The 23,001-nt window shown below is 63.8% G+C and carries 24 protein-coding genes; 6 read left to right on the forward strand and 18 right to left on the reverse strand.

Annotation, left to right across the window (positions count from 1 at the left end):
• Positions 1 to 27 precede the first annotated feature (27 nt).
• A complete protein-coding gene (gene kdsB / locus BMX62_RS03595; RefSeq protein ID WP_238375841.1) occupies positions 28 to 849 on the forward strand; it encodes a 3-deoxy-manno-octulosonate cytidylyltransferase in 822 nt (273 codons plus the stop codon).
• Here kdsB and BMX62_RS03600 read toward each other — a convergent pair.
• Genes BMX62_RS03600 through BMX62_RS03610 form a run of 3 tightly spaced genes read right to left on the reverse strand, consistent with a single transcriptional unit; the run spans position 758 to position 3,422 of the window.
• On the reverse strand, positions 758 to 1,708 hold the full coding sequence (locus BMX62_RS03600; RefSeq protein ID WP_090204351.1) for a metal ABC transporter permease: 951 nt from the start codon (positions 1,706 to 1,708) through the stop codon (positions 758 to 760). The two genes, kdsB and BMX62_RS03600, sit on opposite strands and share 92 nt — an antisense overlap.
• A complete protein-coding gene (locus BMX62_RS03605; protein ID WP_090204354.1) occupies positions 1,705 to 2,514 on the reverse strand; it encodes a metal ABC transporter ATP-binding protein in 810 nt (269 codons plus the stop codon). Before BMX62_RS03605 ends, BMX62_RS03600 begins: the two co-directional genes overlap by 4 nt.
• Positions 2,515 to 2,525: 11 nt before the next feature.
• Positions 2,526 to 3,422, reverse strand: coding sequence for a metal ABC transporter solute-binding protein, Zn/Mn family (locus BMX62_RS03610; protein WP_090204358.1), 897 nt, complete (start codon positions 3,420 to 3,422; stop codon positions 2,526 to 2,528).
• A 123-nt stretch (positions 3,423 to 3,545) separates the two neighbouring features.
• On the opposite strand from BMX62_RS03610, the gene BMX62_RS03615 reads away from it, so the two are divergent.
• Positions 3,546 to 4,733: a BaiN/RdsA family NAD(P)/FAD-dependent oxidoreductase gene (locus BMX62_RS03615; RefSeq protein WP_202906196.1), complete on the forward strand. Its 1,188-nt coding sequence runs from the start codon at positions 3,546 to 3,548 to the stop codon at positions 4,731 to 4,733.
• 16 nt (positions 4,734 to 4,749) lie between these two features.
• Here BMX62_RS03615 and BMX62_RS03620 read toward each other — a convergent pair whose 3' ends face one another.
• Complete coding sequence (locus BMX62_RS03620; protein ID WP_090204364.1) at positions 4,750 to 5,301, reverse strand: DUF2058 domain-containing protein; 552 nt, start codon at positions 5,299 to 5,301, stop codon at positions 4,750 to 4,752.
• A gap of 84 nt (positions 5,302 to 5,385) precedes the next feature.
• Between BMX62_RS03620 and BMX62_RS03625 the strand changes: the two genes are divergently transcribed.
• The 4 genes from BMX62_RS03625 (at position 5,386) to BMX62_RS03640 (ending at position 12,126) form a co-directional block, all read left to right on the forward strand.
• Positions 5,386 to 5,874: an LEA/WHy family protein gene (locus BMX62_RS03625; RefSeq protein ID WP_090204368.1), complete on the forward strand. Its 489-nt coding sequence runs from the start codon at positions 5,386 to 5,388 to the stop codon at positions 5,872 to 5,874.
• Positions 5,875 to 5,998: 124 nt separating this feature from the next.
• Complete coding sequence (locus tag BMX62_RS03630; RefSeq protein ID WP_090204371.1) at positions 5,999 to 6,613, forward strand: BMC domain-containing protein; 615 nt, start codon at positions 5,999 to 6,001, stop codon at positions 6,611 to 6,613.
• Between the two features lie 61 nt (positions 6,614 to 6,674).
• Positions 6,675 to 11,222, forward strand: a complete 4,548-nt coding sequence (locus tag BMX62_RS03635; RefSeq protein ID WP_090204375.1) for a PAS domain S-box protein — start codon at positions 6,675 to 6,677, stop codon at positions 11,220 to 11,222.
• Positions 11,212 to 12,126 (forward strand): diguanylate cyclase domain-containing protein, encoded by a 915-nt coding sequence (locus tag BMX62_RS03640; protein ID WP_090204378.1) that lies wholly within the window; start codon positions 11,212 to 11,214, stop codon positions 12,124 to 12,126. The genes BMX62_RS03635 and BMX62_RS03640 overlap by 11 nt, the downstream gene beginning before the upstream one ends.
• Before the next feature lie 15 nt (positions 12,127 to 12,141).
• Here BMX62_RS03640 and BMX62_RS03645 read toward each other — a convergent pair whose 3' ends face one another.
• The 14 genes from BMX62_RS03645 to BMX62_RS03710 all read right to left on the reverse strand — a co-directional run bounded on the left by BMX62_RS03645 (position 12,142) and on the right by BMX62_RS03710 (position 22,998).
• The gene (locus tag BMX62_RS03645) at positions 12,142 to 12,924 is read right to left on the reverse strand and encodes a ParA family protein (RefSeq protein ID WP_090204381.1); all 783 of its coding nucleotides are present in this window, start codon (positions 12,922 to 12,924) and stop codon (positions 12,142 to 12,144) included.
• Positions 12,921 to 13,289, reverse strand: a complete 369-nt coding sequence (locus tag BMX62_RS03650) for a response regulator (RefSeq protein ID WP_090204385.1) — start codon at positions 13,287 to 13,289, stop codon at positions 12,921 to 12,923. Before BMX62_RS03650 ends, BMX62_RS03645 begins: the two co-directional genes overlap by 4 nt.
• Before the next feature lie 106 nt (positions 13,290 to 13,395).
• Positions 13,396 to 14,472: a sensor histidine kinase gene (locus tag BMX62_RS03655; protein ID WP_238375842.1), complete on the reverse strand. Its 1,077-nt coding sequence runs from the start codon at positions 14,470 to 14,472 to the stop codon at positions 13,396 to 13,398.
• Positions 14,465 to 15,052 carry a SpoIIE family protein phosphatase gene (locus BMX62_RS03660; protein ID WP_090204389.1) on the reverse strand — a complete coding sequence of 196 codons (588 nt, stop codon included), beginning with the start codon at positions 15,050 to 15,052 and terminating at the stop codon, positions 14,465 to 14,467. Before BMX62_RS03660 ends, BMX62_RS03655 begins: the two co-directional genes overlap by 8 nt.
• On the reverse strand, positions 15,049 to 15,531 hold the full coding sequence (locus BMX62_RS03665; protein WP_090204392.1) for an anti-sigma regulatory factor: 483 nt from the start codon (positions 15,529 to 15,531) through the stop codon (positions 15,049 to 15,051). The genes BMX62_RS03660 and BMX62_RS03665 overlap by 4 nt, the downstream gene beginning before the upstream one ends.
• Before the next feature lies 1 nt (position 15,532).
• A complete protein-coding gene (locus tag BMX62_RS03670) occupies positions 15,533 to 15,943 on the reverse strand; it encodes an anti-sigma regulatory factor (protein WP_090204395.1) in 411 nt (136 codons plus the stop codon).
• On the reverse strand, positions 15,936 to 16,331 hold the full coding sequence (locus BMX62_RS03675) for an STAS domain-containing protein (protein WP_090204398.1): 396 nt from the start codon (positions 16,329 to 16,331) through the stop codon (positions 15,936 to 15,938). Before BMX62_RS03675 ends, BMX62_RS03670 begins: the two co-directional genes overlap by 8 nt.
• The gene (locus BMX62_RS03680) at positions 16,328 to 17,194 is read right to left on the reverse strand and encodes an STAS domain-containing protein (protein WP_090204401.1); all 867 of its coding nucleotides are present in this window, start codon (positions 17,192 to 17,194) and stop codon (positions 16,328 to 16,330) included. Before BMX62_RS03680 ends, BMX62_RS03675 begins: the two co-directional genes overlap by 4 nt.
• Positions 17,195 to 17,233: 39 nt before the next feature.
• A complete protein-coding gene (locus BMX62_RS03685; protein WP_143339652.1) occupies positions 17,234 to 18,508 on the reverse strand; it encodes a methyl-accepting chemotaxis protein in 1,275 nt (424 codons plus the stop codon).
• Positions 18,509 to 18,520: 12 nt separating this feature from the next.
• Positions 18,521 to 18,895, reverse strand: coding sequence for a response regulator (locus tag BMX62_RS03690; RefSeq protein WP_090204404.1), 375 nt, complete (start codon positions 18,893 to 18,895; stop codon positions 18,521 to 18,523).
• A 5-nt stretch (positions 18,896 to 18,900) separates the two neighbouring features.
• On the reverse strand, positions 18,901 to 19,143 hold the full coding sequence (locus BMX62_RS03695) for a hypothetical protein (RefSeq protein WP_090204407.1): 243 nt from the start codon (positions 19,141 to 19,143) through the stop codon (positions 18,901 to 18,903).
• Positions 19,143 to 21,782 (reverse strand): chemotaxis protein CheA, encoded by a 2,640-nt coding sequence (locus BMX62_RS03700; RefSeq protein ID WP_090204410.1) that lies wholly within the window; start codon positions 21,780 to 21,782, stop codon positions 19,143 to 19,145. Before BMX62_RS03700 ends, BMX62_RS03695 begins: the two co-directional genes overlap by 1 nt.
• A complete protein-coding gene (locus tag BMX62_RS03705) occupies positions 21,779 to 22,156 on the reverse strand; it encodes a response regulator (RefSeq protein WP_090204411.1) in 378 nt (125 codons plus the stop codon). The genes BMX62_RS03700 and BMX62_RS03705 overlap by 4 nt, the downstream gene beginning before the upstream one ends.
• Entirely contained in the window at positions 22,153 to 22,998 is an 846-nt protein-coding gene (locus tag BMX62_RS03710; RefSeq protein ID WP_090204415.1) for a CheR family methyltransferase, read from the reverse strand. The genes BMX62_RS03705 and BMX62_RS03710 overlap by 4 nt, the downstream gene beginning before the upstream one ends.
• Between the last annotated feature and the right edge of the window lie 3 nt (positions 22,999 to 23,001).

The raw sequence follows: 23,001 nt of genomic DNA on the forward strand, positions 1-23,001 counted from the left end.
ATGGTTGCAGTCACGCAGAGGTATTGAATGTCCTTCAAGGTGGTCATCCCGGCCCGTTACGGTTCCACGCGCCTGCCCGGCAAGCCCCTGGTGGACCTGGCGGGCAAGCCCATGGTGCAACATGTCTGGGAGCGGGCCCAGGCCAGCGGGGCCGAAGACGTGGTTCTGGCCACGGACGATGCCCGGATCGAGGCAGCGGCCCGGACCTTCGGCGCCCAGGTGTGTCTGACCTCGGTGCATCATCCTTCCGGCAGTGACCGGATTGCGGAAGTGGCGGCACGGATGGGGTGGCCCGATGATGCCATCGTGGTGAACCTGCAGGGAGACGAACCCCTCACCCCGCCCTGTATTGTGCGTCAGGTGGCAGAGAACCTGGCTGCCCATCCCCAGGCCGTGATGGCCACCCTGTGTACCCCCATCAGCCGTGCCGCCCAGTTGTACGATCCTCACACCGTCAAGGTGGTGCGGGATGACCGGGATTTTGCCCTTTATTTCAGTCGTGCCCCGATTCCCTGGGAGCGGGATGCCCTGGATATGGAGGTATCACCGGCCTTGCAGGTCTGCCAGCGTCATCTGGGGTTGTATGCCTATCGGGTCGGTTACTTGAAGCGCTTCACCCGCATGGAAAGCTGTACCCTGGAGCGGATTGAGCGTCTGGAGCAGTTGCGGGCCCTCTATCATGGCGCCAGGATCCATGTGGACGTGGCCCTGGAAACCCCGCCGGCGGGGGTGGACACCCAGGAGGACGTGGAGCGGGTTACTCTGGTGTTGCGGTCACTGGCCGCCGTAGCCGCCGGGCACGCCACCACCGGGCCAGCAGGCCATGGCGGGGGGCCAGCAGCAGGGTGACCAGGAACAGCGCCGCCGCCACCAGCACGATGGCACCCCCCGAGGCCACATCCAGCCGGAAGGACAGATAAAGTCCCACCACCGATGCGGTCACGCCGACGGTCACCGACAGTATCATCATGGTGGTCAGCCGTTCCGTCAGCAGGTGGGCGGTGGCCCCCGGGGTGATGAGCATGGCCACCACCAGGATGATCCCCACGGTTTCCAGGCTGGCGACGATGGTCAGGGTCAGCAGCAGGATCAACCCGTAATGGATCAGCCCGGTGTTGAAGCCCAGGGCCTGGGCCTGCATGGGATCGAAGGTGTACAGCAGCAATGGCCGGTAGAAGGCCCATACCGCCAGCAATGCCAGCAGTCCCGAGCACAGGGTCAGCAGCAGGGCCGGGTACTGGACGCCCAGCACGTTGCCGAACAGGATGTGCATGAGGTGGGTGTTGGTGGCGATCTTGCCGATGATGACCACGCCCAGGGCAAAGGCCGCCGTGAACATGAGCCCCATGGCGGCATCCGCCTTGAGCCGGGTGTGTCGCTCCAGGGCGCCGATGCCCACCGAGGTGAGGGCGCCGGCGATGAAGGCGCCGATGAAAAAGGGCCAGCCCAGCAGATAGGCAATGGCCACGCCGGGCAGGACCGCATGGGAGATGGCATCGCCCAGCAGCGACCAGCGCTTGAGCACCACAAAGCAGGACAGCAGGCCGCAGATGGCGCCCACCAGGATGGCGGTGAGCAGGGCCCGCTGCATGAAGCTGTAACTGAAGGGTTCCGCCAGGGCATCGGGCAGCAGGCCCACCCCCAGCATCAGTACCCACAGCAGGGCGTCGATCAGCCCGATGCCCAGGGTTTCCAGACTCTCCATCATGGAAAGGCCTCCAGGGGCGGGTCGCGCCGGGCCACCGGGCGCCATCCGGCCACCGCCGTGCGTGCCAGCATCTCGTCCACCAGCATGTTGTCGGGCGCCCCCATGCCCACGATGGTGCGATTGATCAGCAGTACCTGATCGGCATAGCGTCGGGCACTGTCCATGTCATGGGTGACCATCACCACCGTGCGGCCAGCGGCCCGCTGCCGGGCCAGCAGGTCCAGGATCAGCCGTTCACTGGCGGTATCCACCCCGGCCAGTGGCTCATCCAGCAGCAGCAGCCGGGCTTCCTGGGCCAGGGCCCGGGCCAGTAGCACCCGCTTTTTCTGTCCCCCGGAGAGGGCGCCGATGGGGCGGTGGGCGAAATCCTGCATGTTCACTGCCTCAAGGCACCGATGTACCACGTCCCAGTGATGGGACTCGGCCCAGCGGGGAGGCAGCAGCCGGCGCCACCAGAGATCGGTGCGCATGTGGCCGAAACGTCCCGTCAATACCGTGTCCTGCACGGAAATGGGGAAATCCCATTCCACCGCTTCCTGCTGGGCCATGTAGGCGATATGCCCCAGGCGGCGCTGCCGGGCCGGGTCCTCTCCATGCACCGTGACTGCCCCGCGCAGAGGTTTCATCACCCCCAGCAGGATGCGGAACAGGGTGGACTTGCCGGCCCCATTGGGGCCGATGATGGCGGTCCACTTGCCCACGGGCAGGGCGATATCCACATTTTCCAGTACAGGTTGGCCGTCATAGGCGGCGCTCAGGCGCTTCACCTCGACGGCCATGGGTTTGGGTGTCAGTCTCAGGACCACGTCGGGTTTCCTCATGGTGTGCCCAGATGCCGGCGCAGCAAGGCGGCATTATGGCGCATCATGGCGGCATAATCTTCGGCACCGCTACCGGGTGCTCCCAGGGAGTCCACATAGAGCGGTCCGGCCACGGCCACGCCGGTGTCGGCGGCCACGCTACGCACATGCCGGTCCGAAATCGTGCTTTCCCAGAACAGGGTCCGGGGCCGGCTTTCCCGGACCCGATCCACGATGCGCATGAGTTGTCTGGGGGAGCCCTCGGTTTCCGCGTTGGTCCCCCAGACCCCGTCATGCTCGAAACCATAGGCGGCGGCAAAGTAGACAAAAGCGGCCTCGCTGGTGATCAGCAGGCGCTGATCATCGGGGATATGGGCCAGGGTCTGCTGGAGTTCTTCATGCAGGGCCAACAGGCGCTGTTCCAGTTGGTCGGCCCGTTGGTGAAAATCCCCGGCCCGCTCCGGCCACTGCCCGGCCAGGGCGGCGGCGATGGCCTGGCCGTAGGCGGCGGCCGCCCGCGGGTCCATCCACAGGTGGGGATCGGGCACGCCGGCGAATTCACCGGTGATGATGGGCCGGGTCTTGAATCCGGAGGCTTTAGCGACAGCGATCACAGGCGTTTGGCGGCGCACGGTGCCTTTCACCTGAGGCATCCACTGTTCCAGATCCAAACCGTTGTAGAAGACGATATCCGCCCGTTCCAGGCTCATGAAGTTGCGTGGCGTGAGTTCCCAGTCGTGGACCTCGGCGCCCACCGGGGTCAGCACGTCAACGGTGATGCCTTCACCGGCGACTTCCCTGACCAGGTCGCCCAGGATGGAAAAGGTGGCCACCACCCGGTCCTCCCGCGCCCCGACGGGGGCGGTCCAGGCGATCAACAGTACAAGCAGGGTGAGCAGGCTGGTGCGGAACATGGGGCGATCCTTTTGGGTGGCTTGGCTTTATGATAATTGGACTTATTCCATATTGTAAATGCTTATGGTGAAGGTGGGCTTATCCTTTTGCCACCTGTCTGATCTAAAATTCCCCCCATGAACATTTCCCCCAAGGCTCGCCACTTCGATGTGGTCATCATCGGCGCCGGTGCCTCCGGGCTCATGTGCGCCGCCGTCGCCGGCGCCCGCGGCCGGCGAGTGCTGGTGCTGGACCATGCCAACAAGGTGGGCAAGAAGATCCTCATGTCCGGCGGCGGGCGCTGCAATTTCACCAATCGTCATGTGGGGCCGGACAACTATCTGTGCCATAACCCCCATTTCGTCAAATCCGCCCTGAGCCGCTATACCCCGGCGGACTTCATTGCCCTGGTGGAGCGTCACCGCATCGCCTATCACGAGCGCAGCCACGGCCAGCTGTTCTGCGACCATTCCGCCAAGGATATTCTCCGCATGCTGCTGGATGAATGCCGGGCTGGCGGTGTGCGTATCGAAACCCGCAGTCCGGTCAGCGACCTGCGGATCGGCGAACCCCATCAATTGTTCTGCCCCCAGGGGCCGGTGAGCTGCGAGTCCCTGGTGATCGCCACCGGTGGATGTTCCATCCCCACCCTCGGGGCCACCGACTTCGGTATGGCACTGGCCCGCTCTCTGGGCATGACGGTGCATCCGCCCCGGCCCGCCCTGGTGCCCCTGACCCTGTCCGGACGCACCCTGGAACGGGTGCGGGATCTCTCCGGCATCGCCCTGGAAGCACGGGTGACCGTGGCGGATCACAGTTTCAGGGAAAACCTCCTGTTCACCCACCGGGGACTCAGTGGTCCCGCCGTGCTGCAGGCTTCCTCCTACTGGGAACCGGGTCTGCCGGTGGAGATCGACCTGTTGCCGGAGCTGGATCTGGCCGCCCATCTCCAGCGGCTGCGTCGGGAGCGGCCCAAAATGGCCCTCAAGACCTGGCTGGGGCAGCATCTGACCCGGCGGGTGGCCCAGCGCTGGTGCGAGTGCTGGGTGGAGGACAAGCCCCTGGAGCAACTCACCACCGGGGATATGGATGCAGTGGAGGCCGCCTGCAAGCGCTGGACCGTATGGCCCTCCGGCACGGAGGGCTACCGGACCGCGGAGGTGACCGTGGGTGGGGTCGATACGGAGGCCCTGTCCTCAAAGACCATGGCCTGCCGGGATCAGCCGGGGTTGTATTTCATCGGCGAGGTGATGGACGTGACCGGACATCTGGGGGGCTATAATTTTCAATGGGCCTGGTCATCGGGCCACGCGGCGGGGCAGTGCGTATAGGACGTGCCTGGCGCCATCACCACATCAGGTCGTCCGGCACCTCATACCCGGCGTAGGGGTCATCCTCGTCCTTTTGGGTTTTTTGTGCCGGCTCGTTGAGCAGCACCAGCCGCGAGGCATCCCGTTCGCGGATCTTTTCCGCCGCGTCCCTGGGTACGATGTCGTACTGTTCGTCATCCAGGGTGACGATGCCCAGGCGGCCGTTGCCCAGTCGGTCCCGCTGTTCCCGGGTCACCAGGATGCGCTTGACAGCGGTGCCATGCTGGAAATGATAGGGGAGTTCTGCATCTTTTCGTGATTGACGATGGGTGTCCACCAGCTGTCGCACCTGGGCTTCCAGGGCGCGGCGCTCGGCCGCTTCCTTTTGCCGGCGATTGAGTTCCCGTGACCTTTCCGCTTCAAGGCGACGGGCCTCTTCCGCCGCCTTCAGTGCCGGGTCCGGGGGGGTGTCGGTCTGTTGGCCGGCCTTGCCCTTGCGTTTGCGGGCCTCGCCGTGCCGCACCTTCTTGACACGTTTCTCGTCCACCAGCCCCGCCTTGAGGAGCTGTTCTTGAAAGGGGTTGGCCATGGCAATTCCGGGATTTGGGCGATGGGAGTGGGTGGAGTATTCTACCCGCTCACGTCTCAAAGTGCAGATGCACAGGCCCGCCCCATGCGCAAACATCCGTTCTCGCCCCATCGTCGTCTTTTTTTGCTCTCCGCCGGCGCCTTGCTGGTATCCGGCTGTGCCGGCATGCGGCCCGGCTACGAGACCCCGTCCCTGCTGCTGGACTCCTTCCGGGCCCTGCCTTCCGATTCCCTCTCGCCCCGGTTCCTCATCGGGCTGCGGGTGGTCAATCCCAATCCAACCCCACTGCCTCTGCGGGGCATGAGCTATCATGTGGAACTGGAGGGGCGGCGGCTGATCACCGGCGTGGCCAGTGACCTCAAGACGGTGCCCGCCTACGGGGAGCAGCTCATCGAGGTGCAGGCGGGGATCGATCTCATCAATGGGCTGCGGCTGTTCAATGACCTGCTCGGCCAGACCCAGCGGGATACCTTCCGTTACACCCTGAAGGCCCGGATGGACACGGGGGGACTGAGCCGGTTCCTGACCCTGGAAGAGGCGGGGGAGATTTCCCTGGCGGGGATGGGGCGGTGATGGGCAGCCATGCCGACGAGAGGTCGATCAAGAGAATCCGCGTCATCCATGACTTGACCGGGCCAGGGGGCTCGGGTCTCATTGATGCATTATTCCCGTCACGCTTCCGGACGATGCGCCCGAGATGATCAAGCTTAGAACCTATGTATTCATGGATTCCCTGCAGCCGCAGCTGGCGGCCTACATGGCCACGGTCTCCCAGGGGTTTCTGCCGGTACCGGGGGATGCCTGTTTGTGGATCGAGGTCTCGCCGGGAATGGCGGTGCACCGACTCACCGACATGGCCCTCAAGGCAACGCGGGTGCGTCTGGCCCAGCAGGTGGTGGAGCGGGCCTACGGCTCGATGGTGATTCACCAGCGGGACCAGAGCGACGTGCGCGAGGCGGGCCGGGTGCTGCTGTCCCGCCTTGGGGCACGCCAGGAAGACCGTGAGACCTGCCGGGTCGCCTGGCAGGAAACCATCCGCGGCATCACCCCGGATCACAGTGTTTTGATCAACCGACAGAACCGCCGGGGGTCCATGATCCTGCCGGGGGAGAGTCTGTTCATTCTGGAAACGGAACCGGCGGGTTACGTGGTCTACGCCGCCAATCAGGCGGAAAAGGCGGCCAACATCACCCTGATCGATGTGCGTGCCGTCGGTGCCTTCGGTCGCCTGACCCTCTCGGGTAGCGAGGCGGATGTGGACGCGGCGGCGGACGCGGCGCTGGCGGCGGTCAGGCACCCCGCTGGCATCTGACCGGTCTGGGGCCGGCCCCGCCGCCAGGGCCGGGAATTTCACCATCGGGTGAGGTGAGTCAATGTTTTTCCCCCGCTTGCACAGCATTGCAACCCGCCAGGTGGTGACCTTGCCCGCCGCCGCCACCCTGGCCGATGCACTGGATACCATGAGCCGGCACAATATCCGCACCGTGGTGGTGGTGGATGCCGACGGGTATCGATTGATCCTCTCCAGCCTGCTGGTGTCCTTCCAGGTCCAGGGCATTCCCCTGGACACGCCCCTGGCCGAGGTGGAACTGCCCGCCGCCGCCACCCTGGATCAGGATGCCACCGTGCTTGATGGACTCCGGGCCATCCGCAATCGCTCTGAACATATCTGTCTGGTGAACCGGGATGGGGAACTGGCGGGCATCGTCAGCTACAGTGATCTGGCCGCCAGCCTGGACCCTGGCCTGCTGGCAGAGACCCAGAGCCTGGGGGAACTGCTGCAGGGCAGCCAGCCGCTGGCGGTGGCCGGGCATCTGCCGGTGCGGGAAGTCATGGCACTGATGGACCAGGGAAAATTCACCGCCACCATCGTGACCCACCAGCATCAGCCGTTGGGCATCCTGACCCAGCGGGATGTGATCCGCCTGTTGCGGGCCGGCACCCAACTGGATCAGCCGGTGCAGGCGTGCATGAGCCGTCCGGTATTATGTCTGGAGGCCAGCGCCACCATTGCCCAGGCGCTGGCCTTCTGCCGTGAACGGCACATCAAACGGGTGGTGGTGGTGGATGCCCAGGGCCATCTCCACGGTCTTGTGACCCAGAAGGAACTGGTGAGTCTGTACTACAACCGCTGGTTCGGACTGGTCAAGGACCACCAGCAGCAACTGGATCTGCTCAACCGTGAACTCAGGGAAGCCAACCAGGCGCTGACCACCCTGACCGATGAGGTGCCTGCGGGATTGATCGTGATTGATGGCGGCGGACTGATCATTCGCGGCAACCGGACGGCATCGGAATTACTGGGCCATGCCAACGACGCCCTGTTGGGTCGGGACGTGATGAGCCTGTTTGCATGCACCCGGCATCAGATCGCTGGCGAACCGGCGGGATGGCTGAACTGCCACCGGGCCGGTCAATGTATTTCACCGGAAGCCTGTCGGGTGTTGCAGGCCCTGAAACGGCGCCAGCTCTACCAGGGCGAGGACGTGATGGTGCGCCAGGATGGCACGGAACTGATGGTGGAACTCAAGGCCAAACCCCTGGGGGATGCCAGTGTTCTGTTGCTGTTCCATGAAATCAGCCAGGCGGTGGCCCGGTCCCGGCAACTGGAGCGGGAGTTGCGGCTGTTTGTGGGCGGTCCGGTGATGGTCTGCGTGTGGCGCCTTGGGCCGGGCTGGCCGTTGGGATATGTGTCCGATAACGTGCGCAACATCCTCGGCTTTTCCCCGGAGCAGATGCTGGAACCAGGGTTTCTGTTCACGGATCTGATTCATCCCGACGACTGGCCCAGGGTGCGGCGGCAGACCGCCGAGGCTCTGGACAAGGGCGTGGCCTTTATCGAGCAGGAATATCGCCTGCGCAACAGTGCTGGTCAGTACCAGTGGTTTCGTGACTATTCCGTCCCCGACTACGATACCGGGGGCCAATCCCCCCTGTTGCGGGGCTATCTGGTGGACCAGACCCAGGAAATCCAGGTTCGCCGGGCGCTGGAGGAGGAGGAGCGCCGGTTTCGCACCTTGTTTGACCTGTATCCCGATGGCACCTTGCTCATCGATCCCCAGACCACCCTGCCGCTGAAATTCAATGCCGCCGCCCATCGCAATCTGGGGTATGGCGCCGAGGAATTTGCCACCCTGCGGATCCAGGACTACGAGGCCCGGGAACGACCGGAAGAGGTGGCGATCCATGTCGAGCAGGTGATGACCCAGGGACGAGACGACTTTGAAACCCTGCTGCGGCACAAGGACGGTCGACTGATCCACACGAACGTGTCGGTGATGCCGATGACCCTGGGCAGCGGCATGTGTCTGCTGGCGGTGTTTCGGGACATCACGACCCAGAAGCAGATCGAGATCAGCCTGCGGGAAAGCCAGGAACGGCTCAAACTGGCCACCGAGGCCGCCGCCATCGGCATCTGGGACTACGACATCGCCAACGACCTGCTACTGTGGGACGAAGGCATGTTGCGGCTCTACGGCATGGCGCCGGATGATTTCGGTGGCCGGTTCCAGGACTGGCAGGCCCGGGTGCTGCCCGAATCCGTACCCAGGGTGAAGGCGGCCTTTGCCGCCCTGCTGGCAGGGGCCGACGGGGGGTTCGACGAGGAGTTCCAGATCCTGCGCATGTCCGACGGGAGTATCCGCACCCTGCGTGGTCTGGCCCAGGTCCGGCACAATGAGCGGGGCGAGGCAGTGCGGGTGGTCGGGGTCAATGAGGATATCACCGATCGGGTGATGGCCGCCCGGGAACTGGCGGTGCAGGAAGCCAAGTTTCGCGGCCTGTTCGAACTGTCACCGGTGGGCATCGCCATGAATGATTACCGGACCGGTCAGTTTCTGGAGTTCAACCGGGCCATCAACGAACCGGCGGGGTATACCCCGGAGGAATTCCGCCAGCTGAGCTATTGGGAATTGACCCCCAAGCGCTACATGGCCGAGGAGGAAAAGGTCCTGGCTTCCATGGAGGAGACAGGTTTCTACGGCCCATTTGAAAAGGAATACATCCGCAAGGACGGCAGTCGCTATCCGGTACTGCTCAATGGTTTCAAGACCACCGACCAGGAAGGTCGGGAGGTGATCTGGTCCATCATTCAGGATATTTCCCACATCAAGCAGGCCCAGGCCGCCGCCGAGCGGGCCAGCCGGGCCAAAAGCGAATTTCTGGCCAACATGAGCCATGAAATTCGCACCCCCATGAATGCGGTGATCGGCCTGACCGAATTGCTTCTGCATACCGCCCTGGATAGCCGCCAGCGGGACTATCTGGAAAAGATCCGGGGTTCTTCCCGGCTGTTGCTGGGGATTCTCAACGATATTCTGGACTATTCCAAGATTGAGGCCGGCAAGCTGGAACTGGACGCCCATCCCTTCCGTCTGGACGAGCTGGTGGACCGCATGTATACCCTGTTTGCCTCCACCGCCGAGGCCAAGGGGATTCAGTTGCGGTTTCGGTTGCAGGCGGCGGAGGATCAGGTGCTGGAGGGGGATTCCCTGCGCCTGGGGCAAGTGCTGACCAATCTGCTGAGCAATGCCCTCAAGTTTACCGAGCGGGGGCGGGTGACCCTGCAGATTCGTCAATGTTCAGAGGCGCCGCATGATGGGCGGGTGCGCCTGGAGTTTGCGGTCAGGGACACGGGTATCGGCATGGACAAGGCGCAGCGCAAGAAGTTGTTCCAGGCCTTTTCCCAGGCGGATACCTCCACCACCCGGAAATATGGTGGCACCGGTCTGGGTCTGGTGATCAGTCAGCGTCTGGTGGCCCAGATGGGGGGCACCCTGGCGGTCTGGTCCAGTCCCGGTCGGGGGAGCCGGTTCCACTTCCACTTGGCCTTGCCTGGCTCCCGGCAATGTCCCATGCCACTCTCATCCGGGGGCGCGGCCGCCACCGGGGCGAGCCGGGTGCCCTGCTTTGCTGGCCGCAGAATCCTGCTGGTGGAGGACAATGCCCTGAATCAGCAGGTGGCCAGCGAAATCCTCAAAAAAACCGGCGCCCATATCCTGCTGGCCGGCAACGGGCTGGAGGCCGTCAACCTGCTGGAACAGCAGGCGGTGGATCTGGTGCTGATGGATTTGCAGATGCCGGTCATGGATGGCATCGAGGCCACTCGTCGTATCCGACTCCGCTTCCCCCAACTGCCGGTGGTGGCCCTGTCTGCTGCCGTCATGGAGGATGATCGGGAGCGTGCCCAGGCGGTGGGCATGAGCGGTTATCTGGCCAAGCCCATCCACACCCAGACCCTGTTCGACACCCTGAGCCAGTGGCTATGGAGCGGTACCGGGGAGATTGCATCAGTGTCTCTCCCCGGGTCACCGGGGTTGCTTCCGGCCCACCTGCCGGGGGTGGATCTGACCCGGGGCATGGCAGTGTTTCAGGATACAGCCCTCTACCTGAGCATGCTGCACCGCTTTCGAGTACAATTGCAGACCGAGTTTGCCGTGCTTGGCGGGCTGCTGGCCCGATCGGATGGACAGGCCGCCAAGCCCCTGCTCCATACCCTCAAGGGGTTGGCGGGCACCATGGGAGCGCGACGCCTGGAAGGCGCTGCCCGGGCGCTGGAACAGGTTCTGGCCGACGGCATTCTGCCGGATGCCCCGCGTCAGGCTTTCCTTGATGCCCTGGACGAACTCGAGGAGAGCCTGTCCACCCTGCCCGCCGCCGAGGCGATACCGGACGCTCCGGTGGATGATCCCGACCTGGCCGCCCGAACCGTCGGCGAGGTGCATGGCGCCCTGCACCGGGGGGAATGGGTGTCCGCCGAGCGCTGGCGCGTTGTGGCTGCCTGGCTGCGGCATCACGGGGACCGGACTCTGGTCATCGAACTGGAGCGGCTGATGGATGCCCTGGAGTATGATCGGGCCGCCGCTCTGCTGGAAACACTGGCCCGACAGGCTGGTCTGGAGTTGAAGTGCGATGGTGAATGAGGAGAAAGGCTCGATCCTGATCGTGGACGATCAGCCCGCCAACATCCATGCGCTGGCCAATCTGCTCAACGGAGATTACCGCATCCTGACCGCGACCACCGCGGCCAGGGCACTGACCCTGGCCGGTCGGGATGGGGGGCCGGACCTGATCCTGCTGGACATCCTCATGCCGGACATGGACGGCTACGAACTGTGCTACCGGCTCAAGGAGGACGAGCGCACCCGGCACATTCCCGTCATCTTTGTCACCGCCCTGGACCATGATGCTCACGAGGAAAAGGGCTTTGACCTGGGAGCCGCGGATTACATCTCCAAACCCTTCAATCCAGCCATTGTGCGGGCGCGGGTGCGCAATCAGGTCAATCTCAAGCGCAAGACCGATCTGCTGGAGCGGATTGCCCTGCGGGACGGGTTGACGGAGATTCCCAACCGTCGCCAGTTCGACGCCAGGCTGGCGGAAGAGTGGGCGCGTCTGTCCCGCCGGCCAGGGTCATCTCCCTTGTCCCTGCTGATGATCGACGTGGACCATTTCAAGGCGTACAACGACCATTACGGCCACGGGGCCGGAGATACGGCCCTGCGTCGGGTGGCCCAGGCCCTGGAGGGCAGCCTGTCCCGTCCGGCGGATCTGGTGGCCCGCTACGGCGGCGAGGAATTCGTGGCCCTGCTGCCGGAGACCGATCTCGTGGGGGCGCGCCATGTCGGGGCGACCATGCTGGCGGCGGTGGCCCGATTGCGGATTCCCCACGGCCATTCCACGGCCTCCCCCTGCCTGAGCATCAGCATCGGGGTGGCCACCCATGACGGGGAGTCCCCCCAACCTTCCGTGGAAGCCCTTAAGCAGGCGGCGGACCAGGCCCTCTACCGGGCCAAGATCCAGGGCCGCAACCGGGTGGTGGATTGAGCGGGAGATTTCCCCTCAAGGGGATGTTTCCATGCGCCGGGTGATGGCCTGGAACACATCCCGATAATCCTCGTTGCCCCGGCTGCGGGGGGCGTAGAGCCGGATCGGCTTGCCGGCGGCAAAGGATTCCGCCAGTTTGATGTCATTGCGAATGCCCCCCAATACCCGCTCTTCGCCGAACTGCCGGGCCACCTGATCACGGATGGCCTGGTGCTGGCGCACCCGCAGGTCCAGCATCACCGGTAGCACCCCCATCAGACGCAACCCCGCATTGCCGCCCATGGCCACCCTGAAGAACACCTTGGACAGCTGCCGGACCCCTTCTCCCGCCAGCGGGTGCGGCAAGAAGGGAATGACGGCCCAATGGGCCGCCGCCAGGGCATTGAGCAGCAGATGGTCCAGGGACGGGGGGGAATCGATCACGATCTGATCGTAGTGCCGGGCCAGTTCCGGGTCCGCCAGGGCGCGGGCCAGCACCTGTTCGTCGTCGGGCGCCCGACCATGCTGGAAATCCGGATTGGCGGGCGCCAGGTCCAGACCCAGGCAGCAGGTATGGCGGATCGCTGCTGTCAGCGGCAACCCGGAGCCGTCGAATAGATGGTGGGCGGAAGGTTGCCCCGGCGTCCAGGTCACCCCCAGACCCAGGGCGCAATGCCCCTGGGTATCCAGGTCGATGAGCAGGGTGCGCCGGCCAGCGGCAGCAAATTCCGCCGCCAGATTCACTGCCGTGGTGGTCTTGCCAGTGCCCCCCTTGCGGTTGCTGACCACCAGTACATCGGGGCTACCTGGCCGGTTCAACGCAGGGCGTCCTCGATCACCCGGCGCAGGGTCTCCCGGCTGAAGGGCTTGGCCAGGGTGGCCTTGACCCCCATCAGTTCGGCGGATTCCAGATTGAATTCCAGGCTGATGGATCGGCGCCCGCCAGACATGGCGATGATGGGAATCGGGCTGTTTTTCTGTTTGAGGGTGGTGATCAGCTCGATACCATCTCCATCGGGCATCAGGATATCGGTGATGATCAGATCCGGCGTCTGGGTGTTCAGCAGTTTCAGGGCCTGGCCACCACTGCCGGCGGTGAGAATATGAAAGCCTTCCCGGCTCAGCATTTCCTGCAGCATGGTGCGAAAGGTGTCGTCGTCGTCAACGATGAGGATTGTGGTCATGATGTCCTGTATTGATAGGGTTTTATGGGGATGGCGCCTGGGCGGTGTCCGGGGTACCTGCTCCGCCCAGGGCCGGCAGGTCGATATGTCCTGTATTGATAGGGTTTTATGGGGATGGCGCCTGGGCGGTGTCCGGGGTACCTGCTCCGCCCAGGGCCGGCAGGTCGATACTGAACCGGGTGCCTACGCCGGGGGTGCTTTCCAACCCGATATGGCCCCCCAAGCCGGTCACCAGACCGTGGATTACCGACAGCCCCAGGCCGGTCCCCTTGCCGGGAGGCTTGGTGGTGAAAAACGGGTCGAAGATACGCGCCTGCAATTCTGATGGAATACCCTCGCCGTTGTCAGTGACGGTGAGGCGGATCATGGGGGTGGCGCACTCCGGCGTGGATGTCAGGGCGTCGATGCCGACCCGGATCAGCCCCTCCCGGGCCTGGATGGCATCGGCGGCATTGATGCACAGGTTCATGATGATCTGCTGGATCTGGTTATGTTCGGCCATCACCCAGGCGGGGCCGGGATTCCCCTCCAGCTCCAGCCGGATATGGGCAGGCAGGGTGGCCCGCAGCAGTTCAATGGTTTCTCTAACAGCCGGTACCACATCCATCGGCTCGGGGGTTTCCGGCATGGTCCGGGCAAATTCCAGCAGACCGGCGGTCAGATCCCGGGCGCGGAAGCTGGATTGGAGGATGTGATGCAGGTAGCGGGCGCCGCTACTGTCGGCGGGTATCTCGTCGGTGAGCAGTTCGCTAAAGCCGATGATGCTGCCAAGGATGTTGTTGAATTCATGGGCCACCCCCGCCGCCAGGGTGCCGATGGCCTCCAGACGGCGCAACTGGTCCAGACGGGCGGTGAGGATGGCATGGGTGCGCTGTTCCACCTGTTCCCGAAAGGCCAGGCTGTAGGCCATGTAGGCTTCCATCAACGGTGCTGTGACCCGATCGGCCACGATGGCCAGCGGCAGTTCCGGATGGGCTTTGGCCAGGGCCACCAGGGCGGCATGATGAACCTCGCTGACCTCCTCCAGGGGTAATTCGCGGTTGACCATCTCCTGCCCCAGGGCGGCAGCTTCGATCAGGGCCTGTTCCGTGGTCAGGGGATCGTCAGACAGGGCCACCTGCAGCAGCAGCCGGGTGTAGCTGGCCGTGATCTCGCCCATGGGGTTGGTGGTGGACTCAGCCATGGCAATACAGAAGAATGGCGGCGTCGTCGTTATCCCGTGCCCAGCGTTGCAGCAAGGTCAGGGCGGTGTGCGGTGTTGGCAGGGCCGCTTCCAGGGCGGCGGCTATCGGCACGTCTTCCCGAATGCCATCGGAGAACATCACCAGCCAGTCTCCCGGTTGCAGGTGATGGCGTTCCACATGGAGATGATGAAAACCGGCCCCGACAATGCCTCTGGCCCCGCCAAGCCGGGTCAGGCGCCCCTGGTGCAGCAGCAGGGAGCGGACATTGCCGACGGCCACATGGGTCAGTTGACCCGCCGGATCGATACAGGCCACGGCCAGGGCCACCCCGCGGGTGCCCCGCAACAGGGTATCGCAGCGGCTGATACATTCAGTCAGGGGCAGGGCGCTCAAGGTGGGTAAATGGTCCATGGCCCGGCTGGCGGCATCATGGGCCTCCGGGCCATGGCCCAGGCCGTCGGCCAGAGCCATCCACAGGGCCTGTTCCCGATGCCAGCAGTGGATCTGGTCGCCGCAGAGGGTTTCGCCGGGCATGGGTCTTAGGGCATGCACCGGGGGATTGGACAACGTGTCTGTCATGTAGCTGCTCGCTTGGGCTCCGGGGTTTCTGCCTGCCGCCATTTGACCGCCCTGACATGGGTGCCCTGACCTGGCGTGGAGCGAATGTAAAATTCATCCATCAGTCGGCTGGCGCCCGGCAGGCCGCAACCCAGCCGGCTGGCGGTGCTGTAGCCTTCGGTCATGGCCAGGGTCAGATCGACAATACCCGGCCCCTGATCCTCGGCGATGACTTCCAGACCCGTGGGGTGGCCATCCGGGCCAGCCAATGGCCGCAGATACACATGACCGCCGCCGGCATGGACCGCCAGATTACTGGCCAGTTCGGAGGTGGCGGTGGCCACGTGATAGGCCAGGTTCCGGGTGAATCCCAACCGTTCAGCCAGTTGTCGGGCTGTTCTTGCCGCCTGCATCACGTGCTGTTCTCCCCGGATACAGATGACGTGCAGGCCCCGTTCCCGGGCCACCGGGCCGGTATCCGGCGGTGCGGCAACAGGCATGTCAGGCCGGTTTGCGGACGGTGATGATGACACGGGTCATTCCGGGGCTGGAACTGATGTGAAAATCGTCCACCAGCCGGCGGGTGCCCGGCAATCCGGCGCCCAGGCCGTTGCTGGTGCTGAAGCCATCTTCCATGGCCAGGATCAGATCGGCAATGCCGGGACCATGATCCTCGATGGTGATCTGCACCACCCGCTCCCTGGCATCCGACAGATCCTCAATCATACAGTGTCCCGTCCCGGCATACTGGATCACGTTGCGGGTCAGTTCCGAGACCGCCGTGGCCAGCCGGGTTTGGTGGGCCTTGCCAAAACCCAACTGATTGCTCATTTCCCGAGCCGCATGGCGGGCGGTGACGATATCGGCACTGTTGCCGATGGCAAGTTCAATGCTTGGCAGTCGCTCAGTCATCTCCATCATCCGTAAAGCGGATGTCGCCCCGGCCGGCAATGCGGGTTTTGAGCATGTCCAGGCCCTGATCCAGATTGAAGGCACAATCAGCGCCGATCAGATCCCGGCCCATCTCGATCAGAGTGATGGCGACGAAGGGCTGGATGCCGCAGATCATCACCTCCGCCCCCAGCAAACGCACCATGCTGGCGGTGTCGTTGATGACCCGGGCCATGTAGGAGTCCACCACATCCAGGGCCGTGATGTCCACGGCCACCCCCAGGGCTTCGATTTCCGCGACCTTGTTCACCAGATCCGACTGAAACTGCATGGCTTCGTTGTCGGTGAGATCTTCCTGGATGGAGACCAGCAGGATCCGGTTCAGGCGCAGGATGGGAATCTTTTTCATCGACCAGAATCCTCCATGCTGGCGATACATTTGCCGGTGAGCAGCAGGGCTTCGGCAATCCCGGCCCGCAGGCTGGCCCGGCAGGTCACATCACCAAAACGGATACCCAGTTTGGTCAGGGTCTGGGCACCTTCCGGGCTGATGCCGGTGAGCACCACCCGACTCCCCAGCAGGCGGGCGGCGTCGATGGTTTTCATGATGTGCTGGGCCACGCTGGTGTCGATGATGGGGACGCCGGTGAGGTCGATGACCGTCACCCTGGCTTCATGGCGGGCAATGGCCTCCAGCAGATGATCGGTGACCTGGCGGGCGCGACCGGTGTCGATGATGCCCACCAGGGGCAGCAGCAGGATCTGATGCCACAGCCGAAGCACGGGGGTGGACAACTCCATCAGGGACATGCTCTGTTCGGAAATCTGCCGGTCCCGCTGGCGGATGACGCTGTCGAAGGTGAACAGGGTGATTTGATCAAAATACCGGGTCAGCCGGGCGGTGTCCTCTGCCAGGGTTTCGGCACTGGCCTGGGGCCATTGGGCCAGATGGTCCAGCAGAACCTGACGCAGGACGAACAGCAGGGCAATGGGGTCGGTGGCATTGGCCGCATGTCTGGCCTGTTCGGTGACCATGGCCTGCAGATGTTCCTGCAGGGAAGCCTGTTCCTCCGGTCCGGGCAGGAAATCGGTGGGAGGGTCCACCAGCAGCGGGGCCATGATTTCATCAAACAGGATTTCCATTTGCCGATTTCGGGCCTCGGTGGACAGGCTCACCGAGGTCTCGGCATCGGCCCCAGGGGATGCCTCGATCCATTCAGCGAGCATGGCTTCGCGTCGGGCCTGAAGGAATGTGGGCAGGGAAAGGGACATGGGATTCTCCACGGGTCTGGATGCCGCCCGGCGTGGGCGTTAGAACAGTTCGATCCGGGGGCCTGGGCCGGCATCCGCCGCCAGACCCCCGTGGTCGGGATGGCTGTGCCTGGATTCGTCCTCCAGGTAACGGGTCAGCAGTTGCTCCAGGGCCTGGGGCAGGTGTTCCAGGGCAGTTGCTGACTGCTCCATGCTGGCATAGAGTCGCCGGCGCTCGGTCAGCATGTCATTCATGCGGGTCAGGCGCTGGCCCTCCACATCCTGATACTGCATCAATCCCAGCATGTCGGCAATCTGCTCCGCCAGTTCGGTATTGTGCTCAGTGACCACGGAAAACAGAGTCTTGTAGAACTGGCGCATGTCCTCGTAGCTGTTTTGCAGTTTCTGGAAGGCATCCACCACCTGGGTGGCCTTTTCCAGATGATGCTGAGAATCCCCCAGGTTGCTGGTGGCCAGACTGCGTTCCACCGCTTCCAGGGCCTGATTGAGTCCCGATTCGATGGTGTCGGCGGCGGTGGAGGCCCGATTGGCCAGGTCGCGCACTTCGGTGGCCACCACTGCAAATCCCCGGCCCGACTCACCGGCCCGGGCCGCTTCAATGGCTGCATTGAGGGCCAGCAGGTTGGTCTGCTGGCTGATGGCCTTGATGGAGGCAGCCAGTCCCTCCAGTTGCTTGACCTCCTGAAGGATATGGTGGATCACTTCGGCATCCTTGCGAATGGTGTCGGGCAGCGCTCCCACGAACCTGGCGATCCGGTTCATGTCTTCCACGCCCTGCTGGATATCCACCGCCATGGTGGAGGCATTGGTGCTGGAATGGTGCAGGTAGTCCAGCAGCCGGCCAGCGGATTCGTTGAGCCGATTGGTGCGTTCGATGACCCCCAGGGTGGAGGTCTCGCTGTCTTGCAGGTTCTGTTGCAGACTGTCCTGCAGGGCCTGATCCAGGTCAGCGCTGGTGCGCAGGGCGTCCCGGCTGACCCGTAGCCGGGTTTCCGTCTTGATCAGTTCATCGTCCAGTTCCGCCAGAGTGTGGGACAGGGCGCCGGCACTGCGGTAACTGATATGAAAGAACATCAGGCCCGCCAGCAGATTGGTCCCCAGCAGGGTAAGGCCCACGAAGACCGCCATCATCAGGGGCTCACTCACCCCCAGCCACAGGGCCAGCCGGGTGGGCAGGTCATGGGTGTAATACACCACCACGGACAGCAACAGAACGCCCAGCAGGGTGGACAGGGCCATGTTGCGGCGCAGGGCGCGGGCCTGACGCAGGGAGGCATCGGCCAGCTTGCGGCGCGGTTCCGTCAGGGCCGTCATCAGGGGGTATCCTCAGGCACCGGGCAGCACCTGCTTGATGACCTTCACCAGGTCGGCGCCTCCCACCGGCTTGAGCAGCCAGCCGGTGGCCCCCAGTTTCTTGGCCTCGTCCCTTTTGGCCTGCTGACTTTCCGTGGTCAGGGCTAAAATGGGGGTAAAGCGCATACCCGGCAGGGCGCGGGCATGGCGGATGAACTCCATGCCGCCCATGCGGGGCATGTTGATGTCGGTGATGATCAGGTCTGGCTTGACGCCCCCCTTGAGCTTGTCCAGGGCCTGCTGACCGTCATTGGCCGTTTCCACGGTGAAGCCGGCGATCTGCAGACTGGTCTTGAGGCTCATGACCATGGTGACCGAATCATCCACCACGAGAATGGTCTTGGGCATGGCGTTTATTCCTCCTGATTGAGTGCGTGTCTGAGCCAGTCCGACAGGACAGGGTGGGCGGGCCAGGCGCTGATCCGGGGTCGGGTGGCCATGAGTACCTGCAGGTTGGCGGCATGTAAATGGTCGCAGGCCCCCAGATCCACCGGGCCATCGGGATGGTTGAGCAACCAGTCCAGCAGGACTTCGGCGTCTTCCACACCCAGCATGTCCGTGGCCTGCAACCTGTCGTCATGGATTTCAATGCCCATCACAGTAACTCCCGGGGGTTGAGTACCAGCAGCACCGAGCCATCCCCCAGCAGGGCCGAGCCGGCATAGCCCCCCAGGTCACCGAGGAAGCCCGCCAGAGGCTTGAGGATGATGTCCACGGTCTCGCGGCAATCGTCCACGATGATACCGACAAAATCACCGTCGATACGCACCACCACCACGGCCAGTTCACCATCCTCGTTGGGGATCTGGGGCTGGTTCAGGGCCAGCAGGTCGTTGAGGGTCACCAGGGGCACCACCCGGCCCCGCAGGACCGTGGTCATCCGGTGCTTGATCAACTGGATATGGGCCTGGGCCACCCGCACGGTTTCCGCCACCGCGTCCATGGCCACGCCGAACCGCTGACCGGCGGAGACGATCACCATCACATTGGTGACCGCCATGGACAGGGGCAGGGAAAGGCGCAGGCGGGTGCCCTGGCCGGGGCGGCTCTTGAGGTCGATGCTGCCGTTGACCCGAGCCACCGCGGTGCGTACCACATCCATGCCCACACCCCGTCCGGACAGGTTGGACACCTGAGTGGCGGTGGAAAAGCCGGGGGCGAAGATCAGGTTCAGTGCCTCCTGCTCCGTCATCCGCTCCAGCGCCTGTTCGTCGATGATACCTTTTTCGTAGGCCTTGCGACGAATCGCCTCCGGATCGATACCACGACCATCATCGGTAATTTCGATCACCACCCGGTCCGATTCAGAGCGGGCACTGATGGTGAGCCGGCCCGCTGCCGGCTTGCCGGCGGCCCGGCGTTCCTCGGGGGTCTCCAGGCCATGGTCCAGGCTGTTGCGCAGGATGTGGACCAACGGATCGGCCAGGGACTCGATCACATTCTTGTCTGCCTCGGTGGATTCCCCTTCCATCACCAGACGCACTTCCTTGCCCAGTTTGTGGGCCGTGTCCCGTACCAGTCGGGGGAACCGCTGGAAGACAAAGGACACCGGCAGCAGGCGAACCTGCATGATGGCGTCCTGCATTTCATCGGCGATGCGATTGAGGGTGCCGTACTGGCCTTTGATCTCCCGGGCCAGTTCCCGCACACCAAAGACCTCCTCGGCCCGGGCCGCCAGATAGGGCAGGGCGTTCTTGGCCACGATCATCTCGCCGATGAGGTTCATCAGCCGGTCGATCTTGGCCTGGTCCACCTTGATGGCGCTGGGGCCGGCATAGGTGTCTTCCACGCGCCGGCCAAACTTGCGCGGCTCCCGGCCATTGCCGTTGCCACCGTTGCTGCCGTTGCCCTGGGGTGCGGGTTGGCTGGCCGGCGCCGGGGGGGTGGCGGTCTTTGGCATCCGCTCCGCCAGCCAGAGGGCCAGTGGCGTGGAGGCCTCCGCTGTCAGGGCTTCTGCCAGGGCATTGTCCAGCCCATCCAGCAGCTCCGGTTGCCCCAGTTGGGTGAAAGCGGCCCGCAGGCTGGCGGCCACCGCCCGCAGGCGACCCGCCAGCCAGGGCGGGGTGTCTTCCAGGGCGAGGATTTCTGCCTGGGCCTGCAGGATGTCCCGCAGAATCGGCGGCATGTCCGCCGTGGCCGGTGCCTCGCCAGCGGCAGGCGCCGGGGGTGGTGCTGTCTTTGGCCCCAGGGCAGTGAGCAGGGTCCGGGGCAGGGTGCCATCCTCCGGGCAGGTCTCCAGTGCCAGCACCAGCCAGCGCAGGGCCGAGGCCATGCGCAACCGGGGAGAGGCCAGTTCCAGCATCACCCGGCTGGCCTGAATCAGCCCTTCCCGCTGACCAGCCTCCAGATGCCCCATGGCGGTCTTGAGGTATTCCTCGATAGGAACGCCATCATGGTCATCATCCCCCACGGGGACCGCCAGGGCTTCAGGGGTGAGGGGCAGCAGGGTGACCTGATCGGGGACATAGCGAAAATGTTCCGCCAGGGGTTCCGGTCCCAGGGGGATGATGCATTCAAAGCGCAGCAGACAACGATAGGCATCGAGATTTTCCGGCGTGGCCCAGGGTTCGCGGGCACTCACCTGCTGCCACAGGGGAGCGGGAAGCTGGATCATCTGGTAGAAGGGATCTTCCCCCTTGAAAAAACATTCCTCCTCCGGCTCGTAACGCAGCCAGGTGCAGGGCTGTCCCGCCGCCACTTGCTTGTAGGCTGCCATGCGCGCCGCCTCGGGCACCCCCATCAGGGGGGATGGGGTCTCCTCCCCGGTCGCGGTGGGCGGGGCCTGGGGGTCCGGGTTGGTGGCATCGGTGGCATTTGCGGCATCTGCGGCGTCATCCGGCACGGGGATCAGTTGGCGCAGGGCCTGGGTCAGTGCCACGGCGTCGCTGCCGCGGTCCCCATTCGCCGGCAGGCTGGTGGAACCGGCGGCGAGGATCTCGTCGAGCAGGGCAGAGACGAAATCCATGGCTTCAAGCAGCTGGTCTGCCAGGGTCTGGGAGTAGCCAATCCGCCGATCCCGGACAGCATCCATCAGATCCTCTGCACCGTGAAGCACCCGGGTCATCTCCGGGAAGTCGAACAATCCGCTGTTGCCCTTGAGGGTATGCACCAGCCGGAACAGTTCATCCATGAGTTCAAGGTCGTCAGGGGCGTTCTCCAGCTGCAGGAGCCGCTCGCCGATGGCCTGGATGGCGTCGCGTGATTCGCTGATGAACTGATCCAGCAACGGGTTCATGGCTGCCGTTCCTCGCCAAGCAAACCCCGTACCAGAGGCAGGAGCTGGTCGGGTTTGATTGGCTTGATGATGTACAGGTTGGCGCCGGCCATCAGGGCATCCGCCCGGTCGGAAGGGGAGGATTCCGTGGAAATCATGATGGCGGGTGCCTGGGGGATGTCCTTTTTGCGCAATGCCCTGAGAAAGCCATAGCCGTCGAGCTTGGGCATGTTGATGTCCACCAGGTACAGGTCAAAGGGTGGCCCGGTTTCCAGTTTCTCCAGGGCCTCCAGGCCATTGACCGCCTCGGTGACGGCAAAGCCGGCCTGTTCGAGGATTTCACGGTGATAGAGTCTGACCGTGGCCGCGTCATCTATGACGAGAATGCGTTTCATCTCGCCTCCAGGGGTTTTTGGTACACGATGGCTTCGGGAAAGCGCCGGATCTGGAACAGCGGGGAGATGCGGCTCATGGACTCAGAATGTCCCAGGCAGATGAAGCCACCGGGATTGAGGGCATCGAAGAAGGATTCCGCCGTTTTCTTGCGTGACAGATCATCAAAATAAATCAGCAGGTTGCGGCAGAAGATCACGTCGAAATGCCGATGACTGCGCATGTCGGCCGTGTCGTGGACGTTCACCCGGGTGAATTCCACTGCTTCGCGCAGGGTCTGGCTGATCTGGTATTGGGCGCCCATCCGCCGGAAGTATTTTTTCAGCAAGGGCGCGGGCACATGCTGGATGGCCCGGCTGGCGTACAGCCCGGCCCGGGCCTGTTCCAGTATCCGGGTATCGATGTCGGAGGAAATGATCTCCACATCCCAGTGTTCCAGTTGGGGCCAATGCTCCAGCAGGTACATGGCGATGCCGTAAGGCTCTTCCCCCGAGGATGAGGGGACCGACCAGATGCGGATGGGGCGGGAGGCCGGGTGGTGAGTGATGATCTCCTTGAGAATGGAATCCACCAGACAGCGAAATTGATACTCTTCGCGGAAAAAGTAGGTTTCGTTCACCGTCATGGCGTTGATCAGGGTTTGCAGTTCTGCCCCCGAAGCCTGAAAACGCAGCATGGTGAAGTAGGTGCGGAAGCTCTCGCAGCCGGTGGCGGTCATGCGTTCCAGCAGGCGCTTGTCCACGAAGTAACGCTTGCTGTCCTCGAACAGCATGCCGGTCTTGCGATAGAAGAACTCTCGGAACTTCTGAAAATCCTCATCGCTGATGATGGTGGATTTCGGCATGGA

The organism is Ectothiorhodospira magna, assembly GCF_900110965.1.
In the GTDB taxonomy this organism is placed as follows: Bacteria; Pseudomonadota; Gammaproteobacteria; order Ectothiorhodospirales; family Ectothiorhodospiraceae; genus Ectothiorhodospira; species Ectothiorhodospira magna.

What these genes read in the sequence shown, in the direction of transcription:
- kdsB (WP_238375841.1), top strand. Translation starts at nt 28, where the DNA reads ATGTCCTTCAAGGTGGTCATCCCGGCCCGTTACGGTTCCACGCGCCTG.
- BMX62_RS03600 (WP_090204351.1), bottom strand. Translation starts at nt 1,708, where the DNA reads ATGATGGAGAGTCTGGAAACCCTGGGCATCGGGCTGATCGACGCCCTG.
- BMX62_RS03610 (WP_090204358.1), bottom strand. Translation starts at nt 3,422, where the DNA reads ATGTTCCGCACCAGCCTGCTCACCCTGCTTGTACTGTTGATCGCCTGG.
- BMX62_RS03620 (WP_090204364.1), bottom strand. Translation starts at nt 5,301, where the DNA reads ATGGCCAACCCCTTTCAAGAACAGCTCCTCAAGGCGGGGCTGGTGGAC.
- BMX62_RS03625 (WP_090204368.1), top strand. Translation starts at nt 5,386, where the DNA reads ATGCGCAAACATCCGTTCTCGCCCCATCGTCGTCTTTTTTTGCTCTCC.
- BMX62_RS03630 (WP_090204371.1), top strand. Translation starts at nt 5,999, where the DNA reads ATGATCAAGCTTAGAACCTATGTATTCATGGATTCCCTGCAGCCGCAG.
- BMX62_RS03635 (WP_090204375.1), top strand. Translation starts at nt 6,675, where the DNA reads ATGTTTTTCCCCCGCTTGCACAGCATTGCAACCCGCCAGGTGGTGACC.
- BMX62_RS03640 (WP_090204378.1), top strand. Translation starts at nt 11,212, where the DNA reads ATGGTGAATGAGGAGAAAGGCTCGATCCTGATCGTGGACGATCAGCCC.
- BMX62_RS03650 (WP_090204385.1), bottom strand. Translation starts at nt 13,289, where the DNA reads ATGACCACAATCCTCATCGTTGACGACGACGACACCTTTCGCACCATG.
- BMX62_RS03655 (WP_238375842.1), bottom strand. Translation starts at nt 14,472, where the DNA reads ATGGCTGAGTCCACCACCAACCCCATGGGCGAGATCACGGCCAGCTAC.
- BMX62_RS03660 (WP_090204389.1), bottom strand. Translation starts at nt 15,052, where the DNA reads ATGACAGACACGTTGTCCAATCCCCCGGTGCATGCCCTAAGACCCATG.
- BMX62_RS03665 (WP_090204392.1), bottom strand. Translation starts at nt 15,531, where the DNA reads ATGCCTGTTGCCGCACCGCCGGATACCGGCCCGGTGGCCCGGGAACGG.
- BMX62_RS03670 (WP_090204395.1), bottom strand. Translation starts at nt 15,943, where the DNA reads ATGACTGAGCGACTGCCAAGCATTGAACTTGCCATCGGCAACAGTGCC.
- BMX62_RS03675 (WP_090204398.1), bottom strand. Translation starts at nt 16,331, where the DNA reads ATGAAAAAGATTCCCATCCTGCGCCTGAACCGGATCCTGCTGGTCTCC.
- BMX62_RS03680 (WP_090204401.1), bottom strand. Translation starts at nt 17,194, where the DNA reads ATGTCCCTTTCCCTGCCCACATTCCTTCAGGCCCGACGCGAAGCCATG.
- BMX62_RS03685 (WP_143339652.1), bottom strand. Translation starts at nt 18,508, where the DNA reads ATGACGGCCCTGACGGAACCGCGCCGCAAGCTGGCCGATGCCTCCCTG.
- BMX62_RS03690 (WP_090204404.1), bottom strand. Translation starts at nt 18,895, where the DNA reads ATGCCCAAGACCATTCTCGTGGTGGATGATTCGGTCACCATGGTCATG.
- BMX62_RS03695 (WP_090204407.1), bottom strand. Translation starts at nt 19,143, where the DNA reads ATGGGCATTGAAATCCATGACGACAGGTTGCAGGCCACGGACATGCTG.
- BMX62_RS03700 (WP_090204410.1), bottom strand. Translation starts at nt 21,782, where the DNA reads ATGAACCCGTTGCTGGATCAGTTCATCAGCGAATCACGCGACGCCATC.
- BMX62_RS03705 (WP_090204411.1), bottom strand. Translation starts at nt 22,156, where the DNA reads ATGAAACGCATTCTCGTCATAGATGACGCGGCCACGGTCAGACTCTAT.
- BMX62_RS03710 (WP_090204415.1), bottom strand. Translation starts at nt 22,998, where the DNA reads ATGCCGAAATCCACCATCATCAGCGATGAGGATTTTCAGAAGTTCCGA.